The organism is Mesorhizobium escarrei (assembly GCF_935825525.1).
Lineage (GTDB): Bacteria > Pseudomonadota > Alphaproteobacteria > Rhizobiales > Rhizobiaceae > Mesorhizobium > Mesorhizobium escarrei.
On the sequence record NZ_CAKXZT010000152.1, the window covers coordinates 150,107 to 170,642 of the forward strand.

A 20,536-nucleotide genomic window follows, 5' to 3' on the forward strand; every position below is an offset into this window, starting at 1 on the left:
ATTCGAAACAGGCGCCGGGCTCGGCTCGGCGCCCCCTCACCTTCTTCACTTGTCCGACCACACGGCCAGCTCGTAGCCGTCCGGATCGGAGAAGTGGAAGCGGCGGCCGCCCGGGAAGGAATAGGCGGGCTTGACGATCTTTCCGCCGGCCTCCTCGACATGGCGCTGGGTCTCGTCGAGCTTGTCGGCGTAAAGGATCACCAGCGGCCCGCCTGCCGCCTTGCTCTGGCCACCGAGAGCGAAGCCGCCGGTCAGGCGGCCGTCGTTGAACTCGCAGTAGCTCGGCCCGTAGTCCTTGAAGGACCAGCCGAAGGCCTTTCCATAGAAGTCGCGCGAACGCGCGATGTCGCCCACGGAAAACTCGACGTAATCGATGCGCTTGTCGTTGCTGGATTTGGCCATGATCTTCTCCTTTCGCGGTTTTTGGAAACTCAGCGTTCGAGCATTGCTTTCAGGGTGTTGAGGTCGCGCTGCACGGCCTCGGCGTCGGCAGCGAATATCGCCTCCGTCATGTCCGGCGTTCTCAACAGCACGAACATGACCTCCGCGCCGGTCCCGTTGGCAACCACGCGCACCGCATTGCGGGTTTCCTTGTCCTCGGCAAAGACGATGTGATCGAGGACGCCGTATTCGTTCGGCCGGGAGAAGCGGATGCGGATGAGCCGGCCGTCGGGGTCCTCCGCAGTCCATTCCTCGCCCGATCTTTCGAAGCGCCTGCCGAGGCCTGCCGCCCAGCGCTGGAAATTCTCAGGGATGGAGGCGAAGTCATAGACTTCGCGCCAGTCCCGGTCGATGGACACGGTGATGATGCGGGATTTGTAGATGGTCATATCTGCCTCCTTTCAACGAAGGCAGACTAGGCCGGGTTGGCGGTGGCGTATTGAACGAAACGGCCAGCTCAGGCGCTGAACTGTCGCAGAACCGTCGCCGGCGAGAAGCCCGACAGGCGCCGCACCTCGCGCGTCAGATGCGCCTGGTCGCAATAGCCTGCTTCGAACGCAAGATCGGCCAGGCGCGGCTCGGCAGACTGCCGCGCCAGGTTCAGGAACCGCTGGAAGCGGAGAATGCGGTCGAGTGTCTTCGGACCATAGCCGAAGGCCTCTTGGCAGCGGCGGCGAAGCGTTCGCGGGCTGACGTCGAGCCGGTCGAGGATCACCGCCATGCCCGGACCGGCGGATTCGGTTTTCAGCGCGTTGAAGGCGAATCCCATGTCCGCAGGCGGCGGCTCGACATCTGGCGCAAGCCTGCACAGTGCCGCTTGCATCGCCCGCATCCGCTCCACCGGGGAGGACGCATCGCTAATTTTTTGGGCGATTTCGCGCGCCAGCGCTCCCCAGAAGTGGCTGAGCGCCACCCGGCCGCCGACGATTTCCGACATCGGCAGACCGAGCCATCGGCTTGCCGCACCCGGTCGGAAGCGGGTGCCGATCACCGTAGAGCCGGGTGTCAGCGTAGAGAGGGCAACCGCCACGTCGGGGCCCGCCACGACCAGATCGCCGTCGATCCAGGTGATGTCGACGCAGCCGTCGGGGACCACGGCCGATAGGCTCCCCGCGTTCGGTCGCAATGCCGCGTCCGGTCGCAATGTATTGGACCAGGCACACTGAAAATGCCCTTCGAGTGCGGCCGGAGGATCGAACTCGCGGTACTCGCCGATTGCCCCGGAAAGGACGGGTGTGTTGTCGTCAGACGTCACGAGCCTCTCCTGTGAGGAACACTTCCGAGGCACCGTACTTCTCGGTACCCGAATAAGGCAACGTACTCTCCGGTACCCGAAATCTATTGCGGTGGCGGCGCGCTTCAACCCTATCCTCTGCGCTTCAACCCGAGGTTGAGGCCTGCGCTGTGAGCGGGCGTCTGCGGTGCCTTGCGTCCTGACGACCGGGGCGTTGTTCGATTGGCAGCTTTCACCGGCTGCTGGCGATTTCGACCGCGACTGGCAATTTGCCGTCCATGGAGCCTTGACGCGTGGGAACCATACACGTTAGGCGTTCGGCGCGAACGATTGGCGACCAAGCAAGGAAATTCCAGCTGATGGAAATTTTTACCGCCGCTGGCCTCGCGGCCCTGCTCCAGGTCATTGCCATCGACCTCGTGCTTGCTGGCGACAATGCCATCGTCATCGGCCTTGCCGCGGCAGGCCTGCCGTCGGATCAGCGCAAGAAGGCGATTCTCGTCGGCATTGCGGCGGCCACCGTGCTTCGCATCTTCTTCGCTCTGATCACCCAGTGGCTCCTCACCATCGGCCCCATTCTCCTCATAGCCGGCGGCCTGCTGCTGCTTTGGGTGTGCTGGAAGATGTGGCGCGAGTTGCGTGTCAGCTACGAGCAAGAACATGACGCGACGGAAGCGTTGTCGAATGTCGATTACGACAAAAGCGGGACGATTGCCGGCAAGGGACCGCGCAAGACCTTCGCTCAGGCAGCCTGGCAGATCGTCATTGCCGACGTTTCGATGTCTCTCGACAACGTCCTTGCAGTCGCCGGCGCGGCGATGGACCACCCAACGGTCCTGATCATCGGCTTGGCGCTGTCGATTGCGCTGATGGGCTTCGCCGCTTCGTTTGTCGCTCGCCTCCTGCATAAGTACCGCTGGATCGCCTATATCGGCCTGGTGATCATTTTCTACGTCGCCGTGAAGATGCTTCTGGATGGTGCCGTGCAGCAGTTCCCCGAACAGTTTGCGTTCCTGGCGCCCTGGTTCGGGCCGGGCGGTCATTGAACCTTAGCAGTGCCGGGAAACCTGGGCAGTGCAGGTCCGGCCGAGCGGCGCCAAGCCATTCCTCGGTTTGCTTGATTGGGGAACTATGCTATTGCGCCGTGCAAATTGAGCTTCTGCGAAAGCTCAAAAGATCAACATGCATCGAGACTTCCGGGCCGGGCCTCAGGGTTCCGGCCCGCGTCCATTGGAAACCGCACATGTCTGCCCCTCGCGTCAGTTTCGTCAGCCTTGGATGCCCCAAAGCCCTGGTGGATTCGGAGCGCATCATCACCCGCCTGCGCGCCGAGGGTTATGAGATCGCGCGCAAGCATGACGGCGCCAATCTGGTCGTCGTCAACACCTGCGGCTTCCTCGATTCGGCTCGCGATGAATCACTCAATGCCATCGGCTCCGCCCTTTCGGAGAACGGCAGGGTCATCGTCACCGGCTGTCTCGGCGCCGAACCTGACGTCATCCGCGAAAAACATCCCAACGTTCTCGCCATCACCGGTCCGCAGGCCTACGAGAGCGTGATGGCTGCGGTGCATCAGGCCGCGCCCCCGAGCCACGATCCCTATGTCGACCTGTTGCCGCCGCAAGGCGTCAAGCTCACGCCGCGCCACTATGCCTATCTCAAAATTTCGGAGGGCTGCAACAACCGCTGCACCTTCTGCATCATCCCGGCGCTGCGCGGCGATCTGGTTTCGCGGCCGGCGGCCGACGTGCTGCGTGAGGCCGAGAAACTGGCCAAGGCCGGCGTCAAGGAAATCCTGGTCATCTCGCAGGACACCAGCGCCTATGGCATCGATATCAAATACCAGGCCAGCATGTTCGGCGATCGCGAAGTGCGGGCCAAATTCCTCGATCTGTCGGAGGAACTCGGCAAGCTCGGCGTCTGGGTACGCATGCACTATGTCTACCCCTACCCGCATGTCGCCGATGTCATCCCGCTGATGGCCGAAGAAAAGATCCTTCCCTATCTGGACATCCCGTTCCAGCACGCCTCGCCGCGCGTGCTGAAAAACATGCGCCGGCCCGCCCATGGCGAAAAGACGCTCGACCGCATTCGCAGCTGGCGCGAAATCTGTCCGGATCTGGCGATCCGCTCCACCTTCATCGTCGGCTTCCCCGGCGAGACTGACGACGAGTTCGAGATGCTGCTCGACTGGCTCGACGAAGCCAGGATCGACCGCGCCGGCTGCTTCAAATACGAGCCGGTCAGGGGCGCCCGCTCCAACGACCTCGGCCTCGAACAGGTACCGCAGGAAATCAAGGAGGCGCGCTGGCACCGTTTCATGCAGCGTCAGCAGAAGATCTCGGCGACGCAGCTCGCCAGGAAGGTCGGCAAGCGTCTGCCAGTGCTGATCGACGAGGCGCATGGCACCTCGGCGAAGGGCCGCACCAAATACGACGCACCCGAAATCGACGGCTCGGTGCATATCCAGTCGCGGCGCCCATTGCGTGCCGGCGATGTCGTCACCGTCAAGATCGACCGTGCCGACACCTACGATCTCTACGGCTCGGCGGTCTGACCGCCGGCGGGACAGCGCCCTGGATGAAGACCTTCTGCTAGAGATTTTGCAGCCAAACGTCTTCGTTTGGCGTCCGACAAAATGCGTTAAATAGAGAGTTAGAGCGCGGTTTTGGTTCGACCAAAAATTTAGGACGTGACTGTTTCGCTTGCACGGATAAGCATCCGCCTGAGCCAGGCGTGACCGGGGTCGCTGTCGTTTCTCCGATGCCATAGCAGAGTTTCCTGATAACCGAAGTAATCGAAGGGCAGCGGAAATGAGCGCACGCGCGGCCAATTCGTCAGCCGGATCACGTTTGCCGACAAGGTGCAGATCATGTCCGTCTGGGCGATGATCGCCGGCACGGCGAGCGTATAAGGCAGGCTCATAGCAACGGTCCGCTTCAGGCCGCGGTCGTCCAGAAGGCGATCAATGTGGCCCTTCAGATCGCCGACATGAGTGACCAGCAAGTGCGGATACTTAAGAAAGAGTTCGAGCGTCATCGCGTCGCGGATCTCAGGATGCTCGGCCGAGACGATCGATAGCCAGTTCACGTGGAAGAGTGATGCACGTTTGATCGTCGTCGGCGCATCGGGCAGGATAGTGATCGCAAGGTCTATCGAGCCCTTCTCGAGACAATCGACGATTTCCTGTCGGTGTAGGCTGCGCAGGACGATCGAAATTCTCGGCGCCGCTGAACGGAGCACCGGCATCAGCCTGGGCATTAAAGTCGCCGCGATGTGATCGGTGGTCGCGATCCTGAAGATGCGACCCGATCGCTCCGGCGAGAACTGGCCGAACCCTCCCAGCGCATCCTGGATCTGGCGTATCGCGGCCCGGATCGGATCGGCGAGGTCGAGCGCCTTTTCGGTCGGCCGCACGCCATCGGCATGACGGACGAAGAGATCATCGGCGAAGAGCCGACGCAGATGGGCGAGGCGCTTGCTCATCGCTGGCTGGCTCAGCCCGATACGGGCTGCCGCCCCGCTCACGCTGCCTTCACTGAGCAGAGCGTCGAAGGCGACAAGCAGGTTCAGATCGATCGAAGCCAGATTCATGCTGGGACCTCCGACCTATTATAACTTAGAGGAATATTGAGATGTCGAAGATTTGACGACTGTAAGCGAACCCCGAAGATAGGCGCCTTCAATCGATATGGAGACATCGATGCGACGCTGTTCTCTTGCTGTTGTTCTATTCCTGATGCCGAACCTCTCAAGCGCTCAGCCGGCCGAAAGTCACGGAGGGACCGTCTTCGCGCTGTCGGATGTCGATATGGTGCCGACCGTCTACGAGACGGGCGAACTCGGGCCTCCAGATCCTCACTATCGGGATACGCTGTCCATCATCACCTCGCCGACAGAGCGGTCTCGCTCTGTTGCGATGGCGGAGGTTTCGAATTCGACCTATGGGCCGCCCGGAGCACTAGACGTCTCCCTGGATGGCCAGTTCGTTTTCGTCGCCGAAACCTTCCGTCAACGCTCCGAGCGGGCGACCCGCCTCGACGAGTTGCAGCAAGGCGACACGATCCGATCGCTCCAGTTCGATGGCGGCCACTCGGCGGTCGTCGACAGCGTGCGGATCGGAATCCAGCCGCAGGCGATCCATCTCAATCCTGCTGGCGATCTCATCGCCGCAATTACTGCCGACGCCGAACACGAACTCACTTTCGTTCCGGTCAGGGAGGGTCGGTTCGGCCAAGTGTCCAGCTTCGGTCTCGGTCTTGAGCCGTCAACGGGTTTCATTCCATTGAAGGCGACCTGGGTGCAGTGGCATCCAAGCGGCCGGTATGTCGGGATCAATCTCGTCGACCGTGGTCAGGTTGCCTTCTACGAGGTGCTGCGCGGAGAGGACGGAACGGTTTCTGCTATTCGTCCCTGGGGCAATCGCATCCAGACGAACAAGTTCCCCTTTGTCGGCCGCTTTTCGCCGGACGGCCGCTACTACATCACCTCCGACGTTCAATGGGGCATCGATACGGCTGGTTTCTATGGCGTTCAGGAGGGCATTCTCACCACGGTCCGGCTTGCCGATGTCGGGACGACGGGCGACGCAGCAAGGCACACCGTGCCTCACATCGCGCTTGGGGGCTGGGGCGCCGAGACGATCGCCTTCAGCCCCGACGGCCGCTTTCTTGTCACGTCCAATCTTCGCGGCACCGGTAAGCCAGATGGCTTGCGCGACTGGACGGAGCACGCGTCGCTCAGCCTCTATCAGCTGGACACTGAAACAGGACGGCTATCGCCGCACGGCGAATGGCCGCTCGCAGGCGTGCTGCCGCAAGGACTCGCTTTTGATCGCACGGGACAAAAGCTCTTCGTTGGCGTGAACCGTTACCGCAATGAGGAAGCGCCGCTTGGTGGCGCCGTCGAGATATGGCAGATCACGACGGAGGGGCGCCCGGCGCTCGCTCCCACATCGGATCGTATCAGGCTGCCTGCGGGCGTTCACACGATAGTCGCCCGCTGAACTTTCGTGAGTGGGATTCGCAGCCGGGCAGTTAACCTTCGAAGCTCTGCAGATGAAAAGAGGGCGCCAAAGGCGCCCTCTCCTGTGCCGGCGAAAGCCGGCCGAGCCAAGGCTTGCGCTTACTGCGGCAGCTTGTCGTCAACGCCCTTGACGTAGAAGTTCATGCCGAGCAGCGTAGGGTCGTCGGCGACTTCGCCTTCCTTCAGCCACGGCGTGCCGTCCTGCTTGGCAATCGGCCCGGTGAACGGGTTCCATCCTTCGACAATCTTCTTCTCGGTGGCTTCCGCCATCGCCTTCACGTCGTCGGGCATGTTGGTGTAAGGCGCCATCTTAACGGCGCCGTCCTTGATGCCCAGCCAGACATTGCCGGGCTTCCAGGTGCCGTCGAGCGCGGCCTGCACCCGGCCGATATAATACGGGCCCCAATCGTCGACGATCGAGGTCAGCTGCGCCTTGGGAGCGAACTTGATCATGTCCGAAGACTGGCCGAAGCCCTGCAGTCCGCGCTCTTCGGCGACTTGCAGGGGAGCGGTCGAGTCGGTGTGCTGGACTATGATGTCGGCACCCTGGTCGAACAGAGCCTTGGCGGCATCGGCTTCCTTGCCCGGATCAAACCATGAATTGATCCAGACGATCTTCGCCTTGAAATCTGGCTTGATCGACTGGGCGCCGAGCATGAAGGAATTGATACCCATCACCACTTCGGGAATCGGGAACGAAACGATGTAGCCGGCGACGCCCGACTTCGATTGCTTGGCGGCGATCTGGCCGAGGATGTAGCGGCCTTCGTAGAAGCGTGCGTTGTAGATGCCGAGGTTTTCGGCCGTCTTGTAGCCGGTCGCGTGTTCGAACATCACGTCGGGAAATTTCTTGGCGACCTTCACTTCGGGGTCCATGAAGCCGAAGGACGTGCCGAAAATGATCTTGCATCCTTCGCGCGCCAGGCGCTCGAAGGCCCGATCGGCATCGGGACCCTCGGAGACGTTCTCCAGATAAGCGGTCTCGACCTTGTCGCCGAGTGCCTTCTCGACGTCCAGGCGGCCCCGGTCATGCTGGTACGAATAACCGAAATCGCCGATCGGGCCGGTGTAGACCCAGCAGGCTTTCAGCTTTTCCTGAGCTTCGGCGGTCGCCGCCAGCGACAATGTCGCCGCCGTGGCTACCAGCGCAATAAGCAGTTTTTTCATCGTGTTACCTCTCTGAGTTAAACCTTGGAGCTTCCCGTCTGTTTTTATTGTCAACGATCCGGAACGAATGGCTGCCCCAAGGAAGCCGGTGTGTTCATCATCGTCAAACGCTTGTTGCGCGAGATTAGAACGAGAACCACGATGGTTGCCAGATAGGGCAACGAAGAAAGCAGTTGCGAGGGAACCGGAATGCCAAAAGCCTGTGCATGAAGCTGGCCGATCCAGACCGCGCCGAAGATATAGGCGCCCGCCAGCACCCGCCATGGCCGCCATGATGCGAACACGACCAGCGCCAGCGCGATCCAGCCGCGTCCGGCGGTCATGTTCTCCACCCATTGCGGCGTATAGACAAGCGACAGATGGCCTCCGGCAAGGCCTGCACAGGCGCCGCCGAAGATCACCGCCAGGTAGCGGTAGCGGATGACCTTGATGCCAAGCGCATGCGCCGATGTGTGGCTGTCGCCGATCGAGCGCAGCGTCAGTCCGGTGCGGGTCTTGAACAGGAACCACATGACGGCAGCGGTCAATGCAATCGAGATGTAGAAGATCGGGTCCTGGCCGAACAGCAACCTGCCAATGACAGGGATCGCTGTCAGGCCGGGAATGTCGAGGTTTGGCAGCCTCGCGCCGGGCTGGCCGACAAAGCTGGTGCCCATCATGCCGGAAAGGCCGAGGCCGAGCAATGTCAGCGACAGGCCGGTCGCCACCTGGTTGGTGGCCAGCGACAACGTCATGACGGCGAACAGCAGTGAAAACACCGCGCCCAGGGCGATCGCCGCCAACAACCCGATCCATGGCGATCCGGTGAGATAGCCGGCGCCGAAACCGCCGACCGCGCCCATGATCATCATGCCTTCGACGCCGAGATTGAGCACGCCGGAACGTTCGACCACCAGCTCGCCGATCGCTGCGATCAGCAAAGGCGTCGCCGCGGTTGCGATGGTCAAAAGAATGTTGACGGTGATGTCCATCAGTGGGCCTCCTCCAGCTTCGGCGCGGATTCAAGCGTCGGCGCAGCCAAGCCGATCAGACGAATGCGGTAGTGAATGAGCGTGTCGCAGCCGAGCACGAAGAACAGGAGCATGCCCTGGAAGACGCGCGCCACCTTGTCGGAGATGCCGAGCGCGCTTTGCACCGCCTCGCCGCCGAGATAGGTCAGCGCCAGCACCAGGCCCGCCGCGACAATGCCCAATGGATTGAGCCGGCCGAGGAACGCCACGATGATGGCGGCAAAGCCGTAGCCGGGCGAAATCACCGGCTGCAGCTGGCCAATGGCGCCGGAGACTTCCGAGATGCCGGCAAGTCCGGCCAGGGCCCCCGACAGCATGAAGGCGAAGAACACCATCCGGTTGATACCGAAGCCGGCGAAGCGCCCTGCCCTTGGGCTTGAGCCGAGCACGCGAACCTCAAAGCCTTTCAGCATGCGGCTCATCAGGATCCAGACCAGCACCGCCGCGACCAGCGCGAACACGAAACCCCAATTGGCACGGCCGGAGGCCGGCATCAGTTCCGGCAATATGGCCGAGTCGTTGAACTGTATCGTCTGCGGGAAATTGAAACCCTTTGGATCGCGCCACGGCCCGCGCACCAGCCAGTCGAGGAACAGCTGCGCGACATAGACCAGCATCAGGCTGGTCAGGATCTCGTTGGTGTTGAAGCGCGCCTTGAGCAGGGCGGGAATGGCGGCGTAGGCGGCACCGCCGACCATGCCGAACAGCAGCATCAGCGGCAGCACCAGCGGCCCTTCAAACTGCGGAAACAGCACCGGAATGCTCGAGCCGACGATGCCGCCCAGGATGAATTGGCCTTCCGCGCCGATGTTCCAGATGTTGGCTCTGTAGCAAACCGACAGGCCGACCCCGATCAGGATGAGCGGTGCCGCCTTGATCGCCAGCTCATGCAGCTGCCAGACCTGACTGACAGGCTCGAGGAAGTAGATTTGGAACGCCATCAAGGGATTGACGCCAAGCAGCGCGAACAGGATGGCGCCGGCAATGATCGTCAGCGCGAATGCAATGAAGGGCGACAGCGCCGAGAACAGCATCGAGCGCTGCGGCCGTTTGACAAGTTCGAGGCGCATCATGACGTCTCCAGAGCGTGTTCGGCGTGGCCCGGCTCGGCCCCGCCCATCAGTAGTCCGATCCTTTCGAACGTGGCCTCGGCGATCGGCAAAGGCTTCGACAATTCGCCATTGTGCATCACCGCGATCGCGTCGGATATCTCGAACAATTCGTCGAGATCCTGGCTGATGACCAGCACTGCCGAGCCGCTGCGCGCCAATTCGATCAGCGTCTGCCGAATGTGAGCGGCCGCACCGGCGTCGACGCCCCACGTCGGCTGATTGACGACCATGACGCTTGGCCTACGGTCGAGTTCGCGGCCGACGATGAATTTCTGCAGATTGCCGCCTGAAAGCGCTGCCGCCTCCGGGTCCGGAGCGCTCTTGCGCACATCCATCGCCTTGATGATGCGTTGGGCAGCGGCGTAGATCGCATCGCTTTTGACCATTCCGCCGGCGCCGACAAACACCTTGCCGTCGGTGGCATGGCGCGACAGCAGCAGGTTTTCCGAAAGCTTCATGCGGGGTGCTGCACCGTGGCCGAGCCGCTCTTCCGGCACGAAGGCAGCGCCCATCAGCCGCCTGCCGGTTATGCTGAGGCCGCCGGCGTCCTTGCCGCGGATGCGTACCGAGGCGGCATCCTGCTGCGGCACCTCGCCGGAAACGGATTCGAAGAACTCGCCCTGGCCGTTGCCGGCGACGCCTGCAATGCCGATCACTTCGCCGGCGCGTACGGTCAAGTTGATGTTTCTGAGCGGGATCGAGAACGGTGTTGCCGGCTTGCGGCTGAGCGCGCGGATTTCAAGCAGCGGCTGCGCGGTCTCGATACCCTGGGCCGGCGCGCGCACCACGGCCTGCACGTCGTTGCCGACCATCATGCGGGCCAGCGATGCCGCGGTTTCCTTGCGCGGATTGCAATGGCCAACCACCTTGCCGTGGCGCAGCACGGTGGCGCGGTCGCAGATACGCTTGACCTCTTCCAGCCGGTGCGAAATGTAGAGGATGGACTTTCCTTCCGAGCGCAGCCGTTCGAGCGTCTCGAACAGCTTGTCGGCTTCCTGTGGCGTCAGCACCGAGGTCGGCTCGTCGAGAATGATGAGTTGCGGCGTCTGCAGCAGACAGCGGATGATCTCGATACGCTGGCGCTCACCGACCGAGAGGTCGCCGACCAGCGATTGCGGATCGAGCGGCAGGCCGTAGCTATAGGAAAGCGCCCTCGCCTTCGCGGCAATCGTGCTGATCGGCGAACCGTCGTCCAGCGACAGCGCGATGTTCTCGGCCGCCGTCAGTGCCTCGAACAGCGAAAAATGCTGGAACACCATGCCGATGCCAAGCTTCTTCGCAAAGCCGGGATTGGTGATCGTGACCGCTTGGCCGTTCCAGAAAATCTCGCCCGAATTGGGCTCCAGCGTTCCGAACAGCATTTTGACGAGCGTCGACTTGCCGGCGCCGTTCTCGCCGAGCAACGCGTGGATTTCGCCTTTTGCGACGGTGAGATCGATATGGTCGCACGCTGTCAGTGTGCCGAACGTCTTGGTAAGGCCACGAACCTCAAGCAGGTTTGCGTCGTCCTGATTTGCACTCACAGTGCCTCCCATCTGGTTTGCCAGATATGTTCTGTGTTCCCGCAGGCATGGTATGCGCGGCCTGCTGTCATCGCAAAGCGGCACCCGTCTTGAAAGAGCTTCAAGAATTTCAGCGGAAACCTAACGCATCGGCCCGAAAATCGAAATCGATTTTCGGAAAGCATGATGCGTAGATTCAAAATGTTGGAGCGTGCTTTTTGTGCGTCCAAGTGGACGCAAGTCGCTCTAAGCGATAGCAAGGCTCAGGGGATGAGAATGGTTGTCCCGGTCGTCCTGCGGCCTTCAAGGTCGGAATGCGCCTTGCCGGCGTCCTCGAGCGAGTAGCGCTGATTGATCTTGATCTTGACCGCGCCGCTGAGCACGATTTCGAACAGCGCGGCGGCGGACGCCTCCAGGTCTTCGCGCTTGGCGTTGTAGACGAACAGCGTCGGACGGGTTGCGAACAGCGAACCTTTCTGCGCCAGCAACGACATGCTGAACGGCGGGACCGGTCCCGACGATTGACCGAAGCTGGCGAACATGCCGAGCGGCTTCAGGCAGTCGAGTGAGGCCGGAAAGGTGTCGTTGCCGACCGAATCATAGACGACGTCGCATTTTTTGCCGCCGGTGATGGCCAGGACGCCGGCGACGAAGTCCTGCTCGCGGTAGTTGATGACGTGGTCGAAACCATGCGCCTTGGCGAGCTCGATCTTGTCGGCGGAGCTGGCGGTGCCGATCACGGTTGCGCCAAGATGCTTGGCCCATTGGCCGAGGATCAGCCCGACGCCGCCGGCCGCCGCGTGAAACAGGATCGTGTCGCCCGCCTTCACCTTGAAGGTCCGGCGCAGCAGATACTGCGCCGTCATCCCTTTCAGCATCATGGCCGCCGCCTGTGCTTCGCTGATGCCGTCCGGCACCTTGACGACGCGATCGGCGGCGATCACGCGCTGCTCGGCATAGGCGCCAGTCGTCACGGCGTAGGCAATGCGATCGCCCGGCTTCAGCCAGTCGATATCAGCGCCCACTTCCACGACCACCCCGGCCGCCTCGCTGCCGGGTATCAGCGGGAAACCGCCTGGCGGCTGGTAAAGGCCGGAGCGATGATAGACGTCGATGAAATTGAGGCCGATCGCCGTGTGCCTGACCAGGATTTGCCCCGAGCCGGGTTGGCCTGGATCGGCGTCCTCATAGGTCAGGACCTCCGGACCGCCATGGGCGTGGATGCGTATTGCTTTGGACATTGATGAGGCTCTCTTGGGACCAGACTCCCTTAGGACCAGACTTTCTTGGGATCAGGTTTTCTTGGCGCCGAGCGTTGGAAAGAGCTGCATGATACCGCCGATGCATGCGAGGTAAAGGCCGGTGACCGTGATGCCGATCTTGGTGAAGACACTCACCTGCTCGCCCAAGACGCCGATCTGGTCGTAGAAGGCGGCAAGAGCTGCCTGCGCCAGCGCCAGCGCTCCGAAAGCGCACCATAGCAGCGTCATGCCAAGGTTGATCGGCCGCAGCCGCGCCACCCGCACCGGGTGGATGAAATTGATCGGCACGAAGGTCAGGATGCCGGCCACCACGACGACGGCGAAAGAAACCCATTGTCCCGGATCGATGACGAACAGCGTGAACACCACCATGTTCCAGACCACAGGAAACCCCTTGAAGAAATTTTCCTTGGTCTTCATCCCGGTGTCGGCATAGTAGATCGCGCTCGACACGACGATGATCGCCGCCGACAGGAACGACAGGCCCTCACCCATGAAGCCGCGCTGGTAAAGCGCGAAGGCCGGTATCAGCACATAGGTGACGTAATCGATGATGTTGTCGAGGAGTTCGCCCGACCACGTCGGCAGGATTTCTTTGACCTCGAGTTTCCTGGCGATCGGCCCGTCGATGCCGTCGACGAACAGCGCCAGCCCCAGCCACCAGAACATCGCCGTCCAGCGCTGCTCGCTCGCCGCCACCAGCGACAGGAACGCCAGGAACGAGCCTGACGCGGTCAGCAGATGGACCGAAAACGCGCGCGCCTGCGGCCATGTGACTTTCTTCTTCGGCCTCGGAATCCTATCAGCGATTTTCCTGGCCGTGATTTTTCCGGCCGTGATTTTTCTGGCCGTTGTTTTTTTGCTCACGGGCCCCGCCAGTCCAGCTTGCAGATTTCGGCCGAGCGGCCGGCAAAATTCCAGTTGCGGCCGAAGGCCCGCATCTTGCTCTTGTCGGACTTGGCGACGATGATTTCCGGTGCGATCCAATACTCCGAATTGCTGATCACCGTATCCTTGTCGCGGTCCTTGCCGGAAATCGGCGTCACCGCCCCATCGATGATCTTCGGGATCTGGAAGATCCGCGTCCTGTCGCGCGTCTCATAGGTGATCGGCGCTTGTTCGACGCCGAGGAACTTTCCGACCAGGATGGCCAGCAGCGAGGTGGTTCCGCCAGCCTTGCCAGTGAAAATCCTGGTCAGCGCCCTTACCGCGTAGACTGAGGCGCGCTTGTCGATGAACAGTCCGGCGGTCCAGTTGCCGCGGCTCATATAGCCGGGGATTTCCATGACCAGCCCAAGATTGAGGCCGGACAGGTCGACCTCGCCGAAATGGCCGGCATCGATGCGGAACCCCGCCCAGGTCTGACAATAGCCCTCGGTCGGCGGGTGATTGCCGAGGGACAGCACGCAAGGGCAAAAAACCGTGCAATTGCAGGAGAGCACCAGCTCTCCTTTCATTGCCCAGCCTTGATCCGCCATCGAATTCTCTCCCTATGCCAAGACTACTAGCAGGGCGGTTGCCCAGACAAGCAGTATCGCACCGGCGACCCGGGTTGGCAGCCTGCCCTCCGTCTGTTTTTCGACCAAGGTGAACAGGCCGATCAACGCCAACCAGAACACGTTCATCACACCGACGGCGAACATCACCAGCATCAGCGCCCAGCAGCAGCCGAGGCACCAGACACCCTGCGCCATGCCGAGCCGGAAAATGCGGCCGGGCCTCGCGCTCCAGTTCGAAAACAGGATCGAGAACGGGCTTTTGCATTTTGTCAGGCAGGCTTCCTTCATGCCGCTGAACTGATAGAGGCCAGCAACCAGAAGCGCAGCCGCTCCTGTCGCTCCGACCACCGGATCCAGCATCTGCACAGATGAGGCGAAGGCGTGGACGATGAGCGTAAGCGCCGCAAACACTGCCGACGCAGCCAACCACACGCTGAGGTAACCGGCGACCAGGATCAGCGGATGGACGACCGCTTCGCCCTTGATCCGCGCGGTATCGGCGATCTCGCAATAGGTGCGGATCATCGGCGCCGCCGAAGGCAGCATGGTGGCGACCGCCATCAGGAACCACATGACGATGAGCGCTCCGGCCTGCGCGCCGACGCCCCCGTCGAGCGACGCAGGTGCAAGACAAAGGGTGAAGAAGCGCTCGAGAAGATCCGGCAGCGGCAGCCCCGGCAGGTACCTGAGCATCATGTCGCCGGGTGCATCGATGCCCGGAACCCGACTTTCGGCGCCACGTATGGCCATGGCGCCAAGAAGCAGCCATGCTAGGACGACGCCTGCGCCCAAAACGATGTTCACCGCCAGTCGAGGATTGCGCGAGACGTTCGCCGCGGCGCGGCCGAAACGGTCGAGATGACTGAAATCATGGTCTTCGGCGGTCATGGCAATCGAATGGGCCGAATCGCCGCGTTGATCAAGCCGCATGATCTGATCTATATGCTCAATCAGGTCGGACCGACCGCCTCGCATCGCAACCGGGAAGCCGAATTGGACCGTCGGGAAACAGCACGGATACTGGTTGCCGGCAGTGGCCCGGCGGGGCTGATTGCAGCGCTTCGTTTCGCAGACGCCGGCTTTCCCGTGACGCTCGTCGGACCCGAGGCAAATGGCCAGGACGGCCGCACGACGGCTCTGATGAATCCGGCCCTGAAGATTCTTGAGCGGTTGGGCGTCCTCGATGCGGTGAGGTCCCAGGCCGCACCGCTGAAGGTGATGCGCATCGTCGATGCAACCAGCCGGCTGATCCGCAGCCCGGTGGTCATTTTCCGCGCCAGCGAAATCGGCGAGGAGCAGTTCGGGCTGAATTTACCCAACAGTGCGCTCAACCCCGCACTTGCCAGTGTTGTTGCCGCGCATTCCGGCATCGAATGGCGAAAAGCGATGGTGGAGACCTGGCGCCTCGATGGCGACCATGCGCATGCGATCCTGTCTGACGGCAGCGAGATCACAGCATCGCTGGCCGTCGCTGCCGATGGCCGTTTGTCGCCGGCCCGCGAGGCTGCCGGCATTTCGACATCCGCGCGGTCCTACCCGCAGGCGGCATTGGTTCTCAATTTCGGCCACCGCAGCGACCACGCTTTCACCTCAACCGAGTTCCACACCGAGACCGGCCCGTTCACCCAGGTTCCCCTGCCCGGCAACCGGTCCAGCCTTGTCTGGGTGGTAGAGCCGGAAACGGCGAAGGAACTCGCCGCACTGGACGACGCGGTGCTTTCGATGCGGGTCGAACAGCGGATGCAATCGATGCTGGGCCGGGTGTCCGTCGAACCCGGCCGGCAGATCTACCAGCTTTCAGGCGTGACGCCGCGGTGCTTCGCGCGCAACCGGGTGGCACTTGTCGGCGAAGCCGCCCATGTGTTCCCGCCGATCGGCGCGCAAGGTCTCAACCTTGGTATCAGGGATATCGATGATCTAACTGGAATTGCCTGCAAAAACAGGGCCGACCCGGGCGCCGTCAAGGCACTCGCAGCCTATGACTTTAAGCGCCGGCCCGACATCCTGGCGCGCAGCAATGCGGTCAACCTGCTCAACAGGTCGCTGCTCTCACAGATGCTGCCGGCACAGATGGCGCGCAGTGCTGGCCTTGGCGTGCTCGGCGGCTTCGCGCCGCTCCGCGCCTTCTTCATGCGCGAGGGGCTGCGGCCCGGCAGTGGTTTTGCGGCGCTCGCCGGCGGCCTAAGGAAACAGATCCGGCGGTAGCACGTCCTCGGGACGAGCTGGCCCGTAGCTTGGCAGGCGTCAAGCGGTTGGCATTGAATTAATGCGGCGTCTGCGCCAAATAGGTCAGGCATCCGCCATAAGTCGGGCTCGATTTTTTGAAGCGTAATGCGTAAATTCAAGGTCTTAGAGAGTCTTTGCGCGTTCCAAGGGCGCGGCACTCCTAGGACTTAGTGGTGAGTACGATGATGAAAACAGCCAAATTCTCGATCGGACAGGTGGTTCGCCACCGGCTGTTTCCGTTCCGCGGCATCATTTTTGATGTCGACCCGCAATTCGCGAACACCGACGAATGGTACGAGGCGATCCCCGCGGATGTGCGGCCGCGCAAGGATCAGCCCTTCTACCACTTGCTCGCCGAGAATTCGGAAACGGAATACATCGCCTATGTGTCTGAGCAGAACCTGCTCGAGGATCAGTCTGGCGAACCGGTGCGGCATCCGGAGATCGGCGAGATGTTCGACAAGAGGCCGGACGGCCGCTACGAGCCGAGACGCCAGTCAAGACATTGACCTGACGGATTGCGGGCCTGATGGGATCAGAAATGGCCGGCCGGAACAAAAAAGCGGGGCATGGCCCCGCTTTTTTGTTGGCTGGAGAAAATTGTCTTATTCGCCCTGAGGGGCGATCAGTTGGCGGTCTTCGCTTTGTCCTGCTCTTCCTTGAGCTTCTTGGCGAAGTCCTGATTGTTCTTGGCAACGAAATCCTGAAGCTTCTTCTGCCGATCCTCGATGTCCGACTGCTGCAGCGGCGGCCCGTCGAAGGCGCCGCTGAAGCCGGTCAGCGCGATCTTGATCGGGTTCGGCTGGTTCTGGAAATTGACCGAGGTCAGCGTCAGGTTCGAACCCTTCTTGAAAGAGGCGACGAGCTGGTCGGTCAGCGGCACTTCCGCCACGCAGCGGTCGGGGAAGCAGATCACATAATCGAGCTTCTGCGCCTTCCCGGTATCGATTTGAAGGCCGATGCCTGGAGGAACCAGGCGACCGGTCGGAACCGTCACCTGGAACACCTTGCGGTTTATCTTGCCCTTCAATTCGATCAGGCTGACGCCGGTGACGAGCTGGCCGTTACCGGCTGTGGTGATGTTCTGGACATTGCAGATGTCGACGTCTTCCTGCTTGGTGCAGGCTTTGAACCAACCCTGCGGAATCTGCTGTTGCTGTTGCGCAAGAGCTGCTGGAAGTTGTGCGCCCAGAAAGCCGACCACGCCAGCGGCCAGGACCGACAGGCGGTACGCGTTGCTGTTCAGGCTCGTCATTTCGTGCACTTCCTCTCAAATGATCCCGGGACCGGCTTCTTCGCGCCGTGTGGTCCAGCTACCTGTTGCCGAAATGAGGCAACAGAATGACTTCGGACGGCGTGTTACACTGCAAGCGGTGCCGAATCCAGCCCGATACTCGCAATTCTTGAGCTCGCGATTAGCCGGGAGGCGGCCGGCTCATGTTAGGGTGCGCTCCGAATCATCAAGCCGACCCAGTAAGGAGACGGTCATGGGCCGCGTTCTTGTTTGGCTGATCGCCGCGATTATCACCCTTTCGCTTCAGCCAGCTTTGTCGGAGCCGAAACACGCGATCGCCATGCAGGGCGAGCCGGCGCTGCCGGCCGACTATGCGCATTTCAACTACGTCAATCCCGATGCTCCGAAGGGCGGCAGCATCACCTATTGCGTCGTTGGCAGCTTCGACAATCTCAACCCGTTCATCCTGAAAAGCCTGCGCACGACGGCACGCGGCATCATCGACAGGATCTTCGGCAATCTCGTCTTCGAGCCGTTGATGCAGCGCAATGACGATGAGGCCTTTAGTCTCTACGGCCTGCTTGCCGACACTGCCGACATGGATCCAGAGCGCAGGAGCATCGAATTCCATCTCGATCCGAGGGCCAAGTGGTCTGATGGCCAACCGGTGACTGCGGAAGACGTGCTGTTCACTTACGACGTCTTTACCGAGAAAGGCCGGCCACCCTACAGCGCCCGTATGAGCATGGTCGCCAAACTGGAAAAGACCAGCGACCGCAGCGTGCGCTTTACATTCAACGACAAGGCTAATCGCGAGACTCCGTTGGTCATCGCGATGACGCCGATCGTGCCGAAGCACGCTTTCGACAAGGAGACCTTCGACAGGACCACGCTGAAACCTGTGATCGGCAGCGGCCCCTACACCGTGGCGCACGTGGCGCCTGGCCAGCGCATCGTGTTCAAGCGCAACGCAGATTATTGGGGCAAGGACATCCCCGCCAAGCGCGGTTTCGACAATTACGACCAGATCACCATCGAATATTTCCTCAACGCCAACGCCAAGCTGGAAGCTTTCAAGAAAGGCATCTGCGCTATCGCTGACGACAGCGATCCGGTCAAGCGCGAGCGCGATCTCGACTTCCCGGCCTTCCACAAGGGCGACGTGATCGCCGAAACGTTCGACACCGGCATCCCGCCAGTGGTGACCGGGTTCCTGTTCAACACACGGCTGCAGAAGTTCTCCAATCCGGTGGTTCGACGCGCGCTCGGCATGCTCTACGACTTCGAATGGGCCAACAAGAACTTGTTTGGCGGCAAGTACATGCGCACCATGAGCTATTGGCAGAATTCCGAGTTGTCGGCACTCGGCCATCCGGCCGACGACAGGGAAAAGGCGCTCCTGGCACCCTACCCGGGTCGTGTGCCAGCCGATGTCATGGACGGCACCTGGCGGCCACCTGTCACCGACGGCTCGGGCCAGGACCGCAAGGTGCTGAAAGCTGCCTTCGACATATTCAAGGGCGCGGGCTATGCCTTGCAGGATGGAGTGATGCTCGATCCCGAGGGGAAACCCTTCGGCTTCGAGATCCTGACCGCCTCCCAGAACGAGGAGCGCCTTGCAGCCATCTACCAGCGCACGCTTGCGAAGATCGGCATCGATGTCACCATCCGCAGCCTTGACGGCGACCAGATCCAGTCGCGTAAGCAACGTTTCAATTTCGAGGTGCTGATCGGCGCCAGCGGCTTCGAGAACTCGCTGTCGCCGGGCATCGAGCAGTTCGGGCGCTGGGGATCAGCTGCCGCCAATGCCGAAGGGTCGTTCAACCTTGCCGGCGTCGCCGATCCGGCGATAGATGCAGCACTCGAGGCGATGGTCGACGCCCGCAGCCGCGAAGATTATGTTGCCGCCGTCCGGGTCCTCGACAGGTTGTTGATCTCCGGCCACTACATGGTTCCGATGCAGCACAACACGCAGCAATGGCTCGCCTACTGGAGCTATCTGGAACATCCGCGAAAGACGCCCATTTCAGGTTATCGACTGCCGACATGGTGGCGCAAGCCGAAGTGACCTCTTCGGAACAGGAGATCAAGATGAGCGACGAGAAGTCGATTACCGTCGATGTGGTCTCCGACGTCGTCTGCCCTTGGTGCTTCATCGGCCAGAAGCGGCTCGACAAGGCGATCGCCGCGGCAAACGATGTCGACGTGCATATTCGCTGGCGACCGTTCCAGCTCGACCCAACCATCCCGCCCGAAGGCAAGGATCGCCGCGACTACTTGACGGCCAAATTCGGCAGCGACGAACGCATCCGCGAGATCCACGCTCGCATCGAGCCATTGGGCGAAGCCGAGGGAATCAACTTCGCGTTCGCTGCCATCAAGGTTGCGCCCAACACACTGGACGCGCACCGCGTCATCCGCTGGGCTGGTGCCGCCGGCGAGGTCATGCAGAACCGGCTGGTGCGACGTCTGTTCCAGTTGAATTTCGAGGAAGGCGCCAATCTCGGCGACCATGTCGTACTGATCAACGCCGCCCGCGAGGCCGGCATGGATGCGTCCGTCGTCGAGACGCTTTTGCCGACGGACGCCGATGTCGAGGCGGTGCGCACCGAAATCGCCACCGCTTCGCGCATGGGCATCACGGGCGTGCCGTGCTTCCTGCTTGAGCGCAAATATGCGGTGATGGGCGCGCAAGACGTTGACACGCTCACCGACGCCATTCGCCAGGTTGCGGCGGCCAAGGCGCGGGGCGAACTGGAGAAAGCGAACTGATAGACGCCATTCCATAGGCGCGTTTGTTGACATCGCCACAGCAGCCCTCCGG

General features: G+C 61.6%; 20 protein-coding genes. 7 read left to right on the forward strand and 13 right to left on the reverse strand.

All coding sequences use genetic code 11. The features are described 5' to 3' along the window. Nucleotides 1-45: 45 nt before the first annotated feature. The 3 genes from NMG80_RS27950 to NMG80_RS27960 form a co-directional block, all read right to left on the reverse strand. The gene (locus NMG80_RS27950) at nucleotides 46-402 is read right to left on the reverse strand and encodes a VOC family protein (protein ID WP_254021089.1); all 357 of its coding nucleotides are present in this window, start codon (nucleotides 400-402) and stop codon (nucleotides 46-48) included. Nucleotides 403-431: 29 nt separating this feature from the next. Further along, nucleotides 432-830 carry an SRPBCC family protein gene (locus tag NMG80_RS27955; protein WP_254021090.1) on the reverse strand — a complete coding sequence of 133 codons (399 nt, stop codon included), beginning with the start codon at nucleotides 828-830 and terminating at the stop codon, nucleotides 432-434. Between the two features lie 68 nt (nucleotides 831-898). Further along, nucleotides 899-1,696 (reverse strand): helix-turn-helix domain-containing protein, encoded by a 798-nt coding sequence (locus NMG80_RS27960; protein WP_254021091.1) that lies wholly within the window; start codon nucleotides 1,694-1,696, stop codon nucleotides 899-901. A gap of 338 nt (nucleotides 1,697-2,034) precedes the next feature. Here NMG80_RS27960 and NMG80_RS27965 point away from each other — a divergent pair, with 338 nt between their 5' ends. Continuing rightward, nucleotides 2,035-2,721, forward strand: coding sequence for a TerC family protein (locus NMG80_RS27965; RefSeq protein WP_254021092.1), 687 nt, complete (start codon nucleotides 2,035-2,037; stop codon nucleotides 2,719-2,721). 197 nt (nucleotides 2,722-2,918) lie between these two features. After that, nucleotides 2,919-4,232: a 30S ribosomal protein S12 methylthiotransferase RimO gene (rimO, locus tag NMG80_RS27970; protein ID WP_254021093.1), complete on the forward strand. Its 1,314-nt coding sequence runs from the start codon at nucleotides 2,919-2,921 to the stop codon at nucleotides 4,230-4,232. A 128-nt stretch (nucleotides 4,233-4,360) separates the two neighbouring features. Here rimO and NMG80_RS27975 read toward each other — a convergent pair whose 3' ends face one another. Beyond that, nucleotides 4,361-5,269 carry a LysR family transcriptional regulator gene (locus tag NMG80_RS27975; protein WP_254021094.1) on the reverse strand — a complete coding sequence of 303 codons (909 nt, stop codon included), beginning with the start codon at nucleotides 5,267-5,269 and terminating at the stop codon, nucleotides 4,361-4,363. Between the two features lie 109 nt (nucleotides 5,270-5,378). Between NMG80_RS27975 and NMG80_RS27980 the strand changes: the two genes are divergently transcribed. Further along, the gene (locus tag NMG80_RS27980; protein ID WP_254021095.1) at nucleotides 5,379-6,680 is read left to right on the forward strand and encodes a beta-propeller fold lactonase family protein; all 1,302 of its coding nucleotides are present in this window, start codon (nucleotides 5,379-5,381) and stop codon (nucleotides 6,678-6,680) included. Between the two features lie 119 nt (nucleotides 6,681-6,799). Here NMG80_RS27980 and NMG80_RS27985 read toward each other — a convergent pair whose 3' ends face one another. The 8 genes from NMG80_RS27985 to NMG80_RS28020 form a co-directional block, all read right to left on the reverse strand. Then, nucleotides 6,800-7,867, reverse strand: a complete 1,068-nt coding sequence (locus NMG80_RS27985; RefSeq protein ID WP_254021096.1) for a BMP family ABC transporter substrate-binding protein — start codon at nucleotides 7,865-7,867, stop codon at nucleotides 6,800-6,802. Nucleotides 7,868-7,917: 50 nt separating this feature from the next. Beyond that, the gene (locus tag NMG80_RS27990; RefSeq protein ID WP_202363079.1) at nucleotides 7,918-8,838 is read right to left on the reverse strand and encodes an ABC transporter permease; all 921 of its coding nucleotides are present in this window, start codon (nucleotides 8,836-8,838) and stop codon (nucleotides 7,918-7,920) included. Further along, on the reverse strand, nucleotides 8,838-9,950 hold the full coding sequence (locus NMG80_RS27995; RefSeq protein ID WP_254021097.1) for an ABC transporter permease: 1,113 nt from the start codon (nucleotides 9,948-9,950) through the stop codon (nucleotides 8,838-8,840). The genes NMG80_RS27990 and NMG80_RS27995 overlap by 1 nt, the downstream gene beginning before the upstream one ends. Beyond that, entirely contained in the window at nucleotides 9,947-11,524 is a 1,578-nt protein-coding gene (locus NMG80_RS28000; protein WP_254021098.1) for an ABC transporter ATP-binding protein, read from the reverse strand. The genes NMG80_RS27995 and NMG80_RS28000 overlap by 4 nt, the downstream gene beginning before the upstream one ends. 230 nt (nucleotides 11,525-11,754) lie before the next feature. Next, nucleotides 11,755-12,732, reverse strand: coding sequence for a quinone oxidoreductase family protein (locus tag NMG80_RS28005; protein ID WP_254021099.1), 978 nt, complete (start codon nucleotides 12,730-12,732; stop codon nucleotides 11,755-11,757). A 51-nt stretch (nucleotides 12,733-12,783) separates the two neighbouring features. Next, nucleotides 12,784-13,551, reverse strand: coding sequence for a phosphatidylcholine synthase (gene pcsA, locus NMG80_RS28010; protein WP_436798705.1), 768 nt, complete (start codon nucleotides 13,549-13,551; stop codon nucleotides 12,784-12,786). A 65-nt stretch (nucleotides 13,552-13,616) separates the two neighbouring features. Further along, nucleotides 13,617-14,231 carry a DUF1326 domain-containing protein gene (locus NMG80_RS28015; protein ID WP_254021100.1) on the reverse strand — a complete coding sequence of 205 codons (615 nt, stop codon included), beginning with the start codon at nucleotides 14,229-14,231 and terminating at the stop codon, nucleotides 13,617-13,619. A 12-nt stretch (nucleotides 14,232-14,243) separates the two neighbouring features. Next, nucleotides 14,244-15,182, reverse strand: a complete 939-nt coding sequence (locus tag NMG80_RS28020; RefSeq protein ID WP_254021101.1) for a DUF2182 domain-containing protein — start codon at nucleotides 15,180-15,182, stop codon at nucleotides 14,244-14,246. Between the two features lie 63 nt (nucleotides 15,183-15,245). Between NMG80_RS28020 and NMG80_RS28025 the strand changes: the two genes are divergently transcribed. After that, nucleotides 15,246-16,457 carry a UbiH/UbiF family hydroxylase gene (locus tag NMG80_RS28025; protein ID WP_254021157.1) on the forward strand — a complete coding sequence of 404 codons (1,212 nt, stop codon included), beginning with the start codon at nucleotides 15,246-15,248 and terminating at the stop codon, nucleotides 16,455-16,457. 206 nt (nucleotides 16,458-16,663) lie between these two features. Beyond that, a complete protein-coding gene (gene hspQ, locus NMG80_RS28030) occupies nucleotides 16,664-16,987 on the forward strand; it encodes a heat shock protein HspQ (protein ID WP_029352484.1) in 324 nt (107 codons plus the stop codon). A gap of 116 nt (nucleotides 16,988-17,103) precedes the next feature. On the opposite strand, the gene NMG80_RS28035 is transcribed toward hspQ, so the two are convergent. Then, the gene (locus tag NMG80_RS28035) at nucleotides 17,104-17,733 is read right to left on the reverse strand and encodes an invasion associated locus B family protein (RefSeq protein ID WP_127208993.1); all 630 of its coding nucleotides are present in this window, start codon (nucleotides 17,731-17,733) and stop codon (nucleotides 17,104-17,106) included. Between the two features lie 232 nt (nucleotides 17,734-17,965). Here NMG80_RS28035 and NMG80_RS28040 point away from each other — a divergent pair, with 232 nt between their 5' ends. Further along, nucleotides 17,966-19,780, forward strand: coding sequence for an extracellular solute-binding protein (locus tag NMG80_RS28040; protein ID WP_254021102.1), 1,815 nt, complete (start codon nucleotides 17,966-17,968; stop codon nucleotides 19,778-19,780). Between the two features lie 23 nt (nucleotides 19,781-19,803). Further along, nucleotides 19,804-20,484, forward strand: coding sequence for a DsbA family oxidoreductase (locus NMG80_RS28045; RefSeq protein WP_254021103.1), 681 nt, complete (start codon nucleotides 19,804-19,806; stop codon nucleotides 20,482-20,484). Nucleotides 20,485-20,536 lie beyond the last annotated feature (52 nt).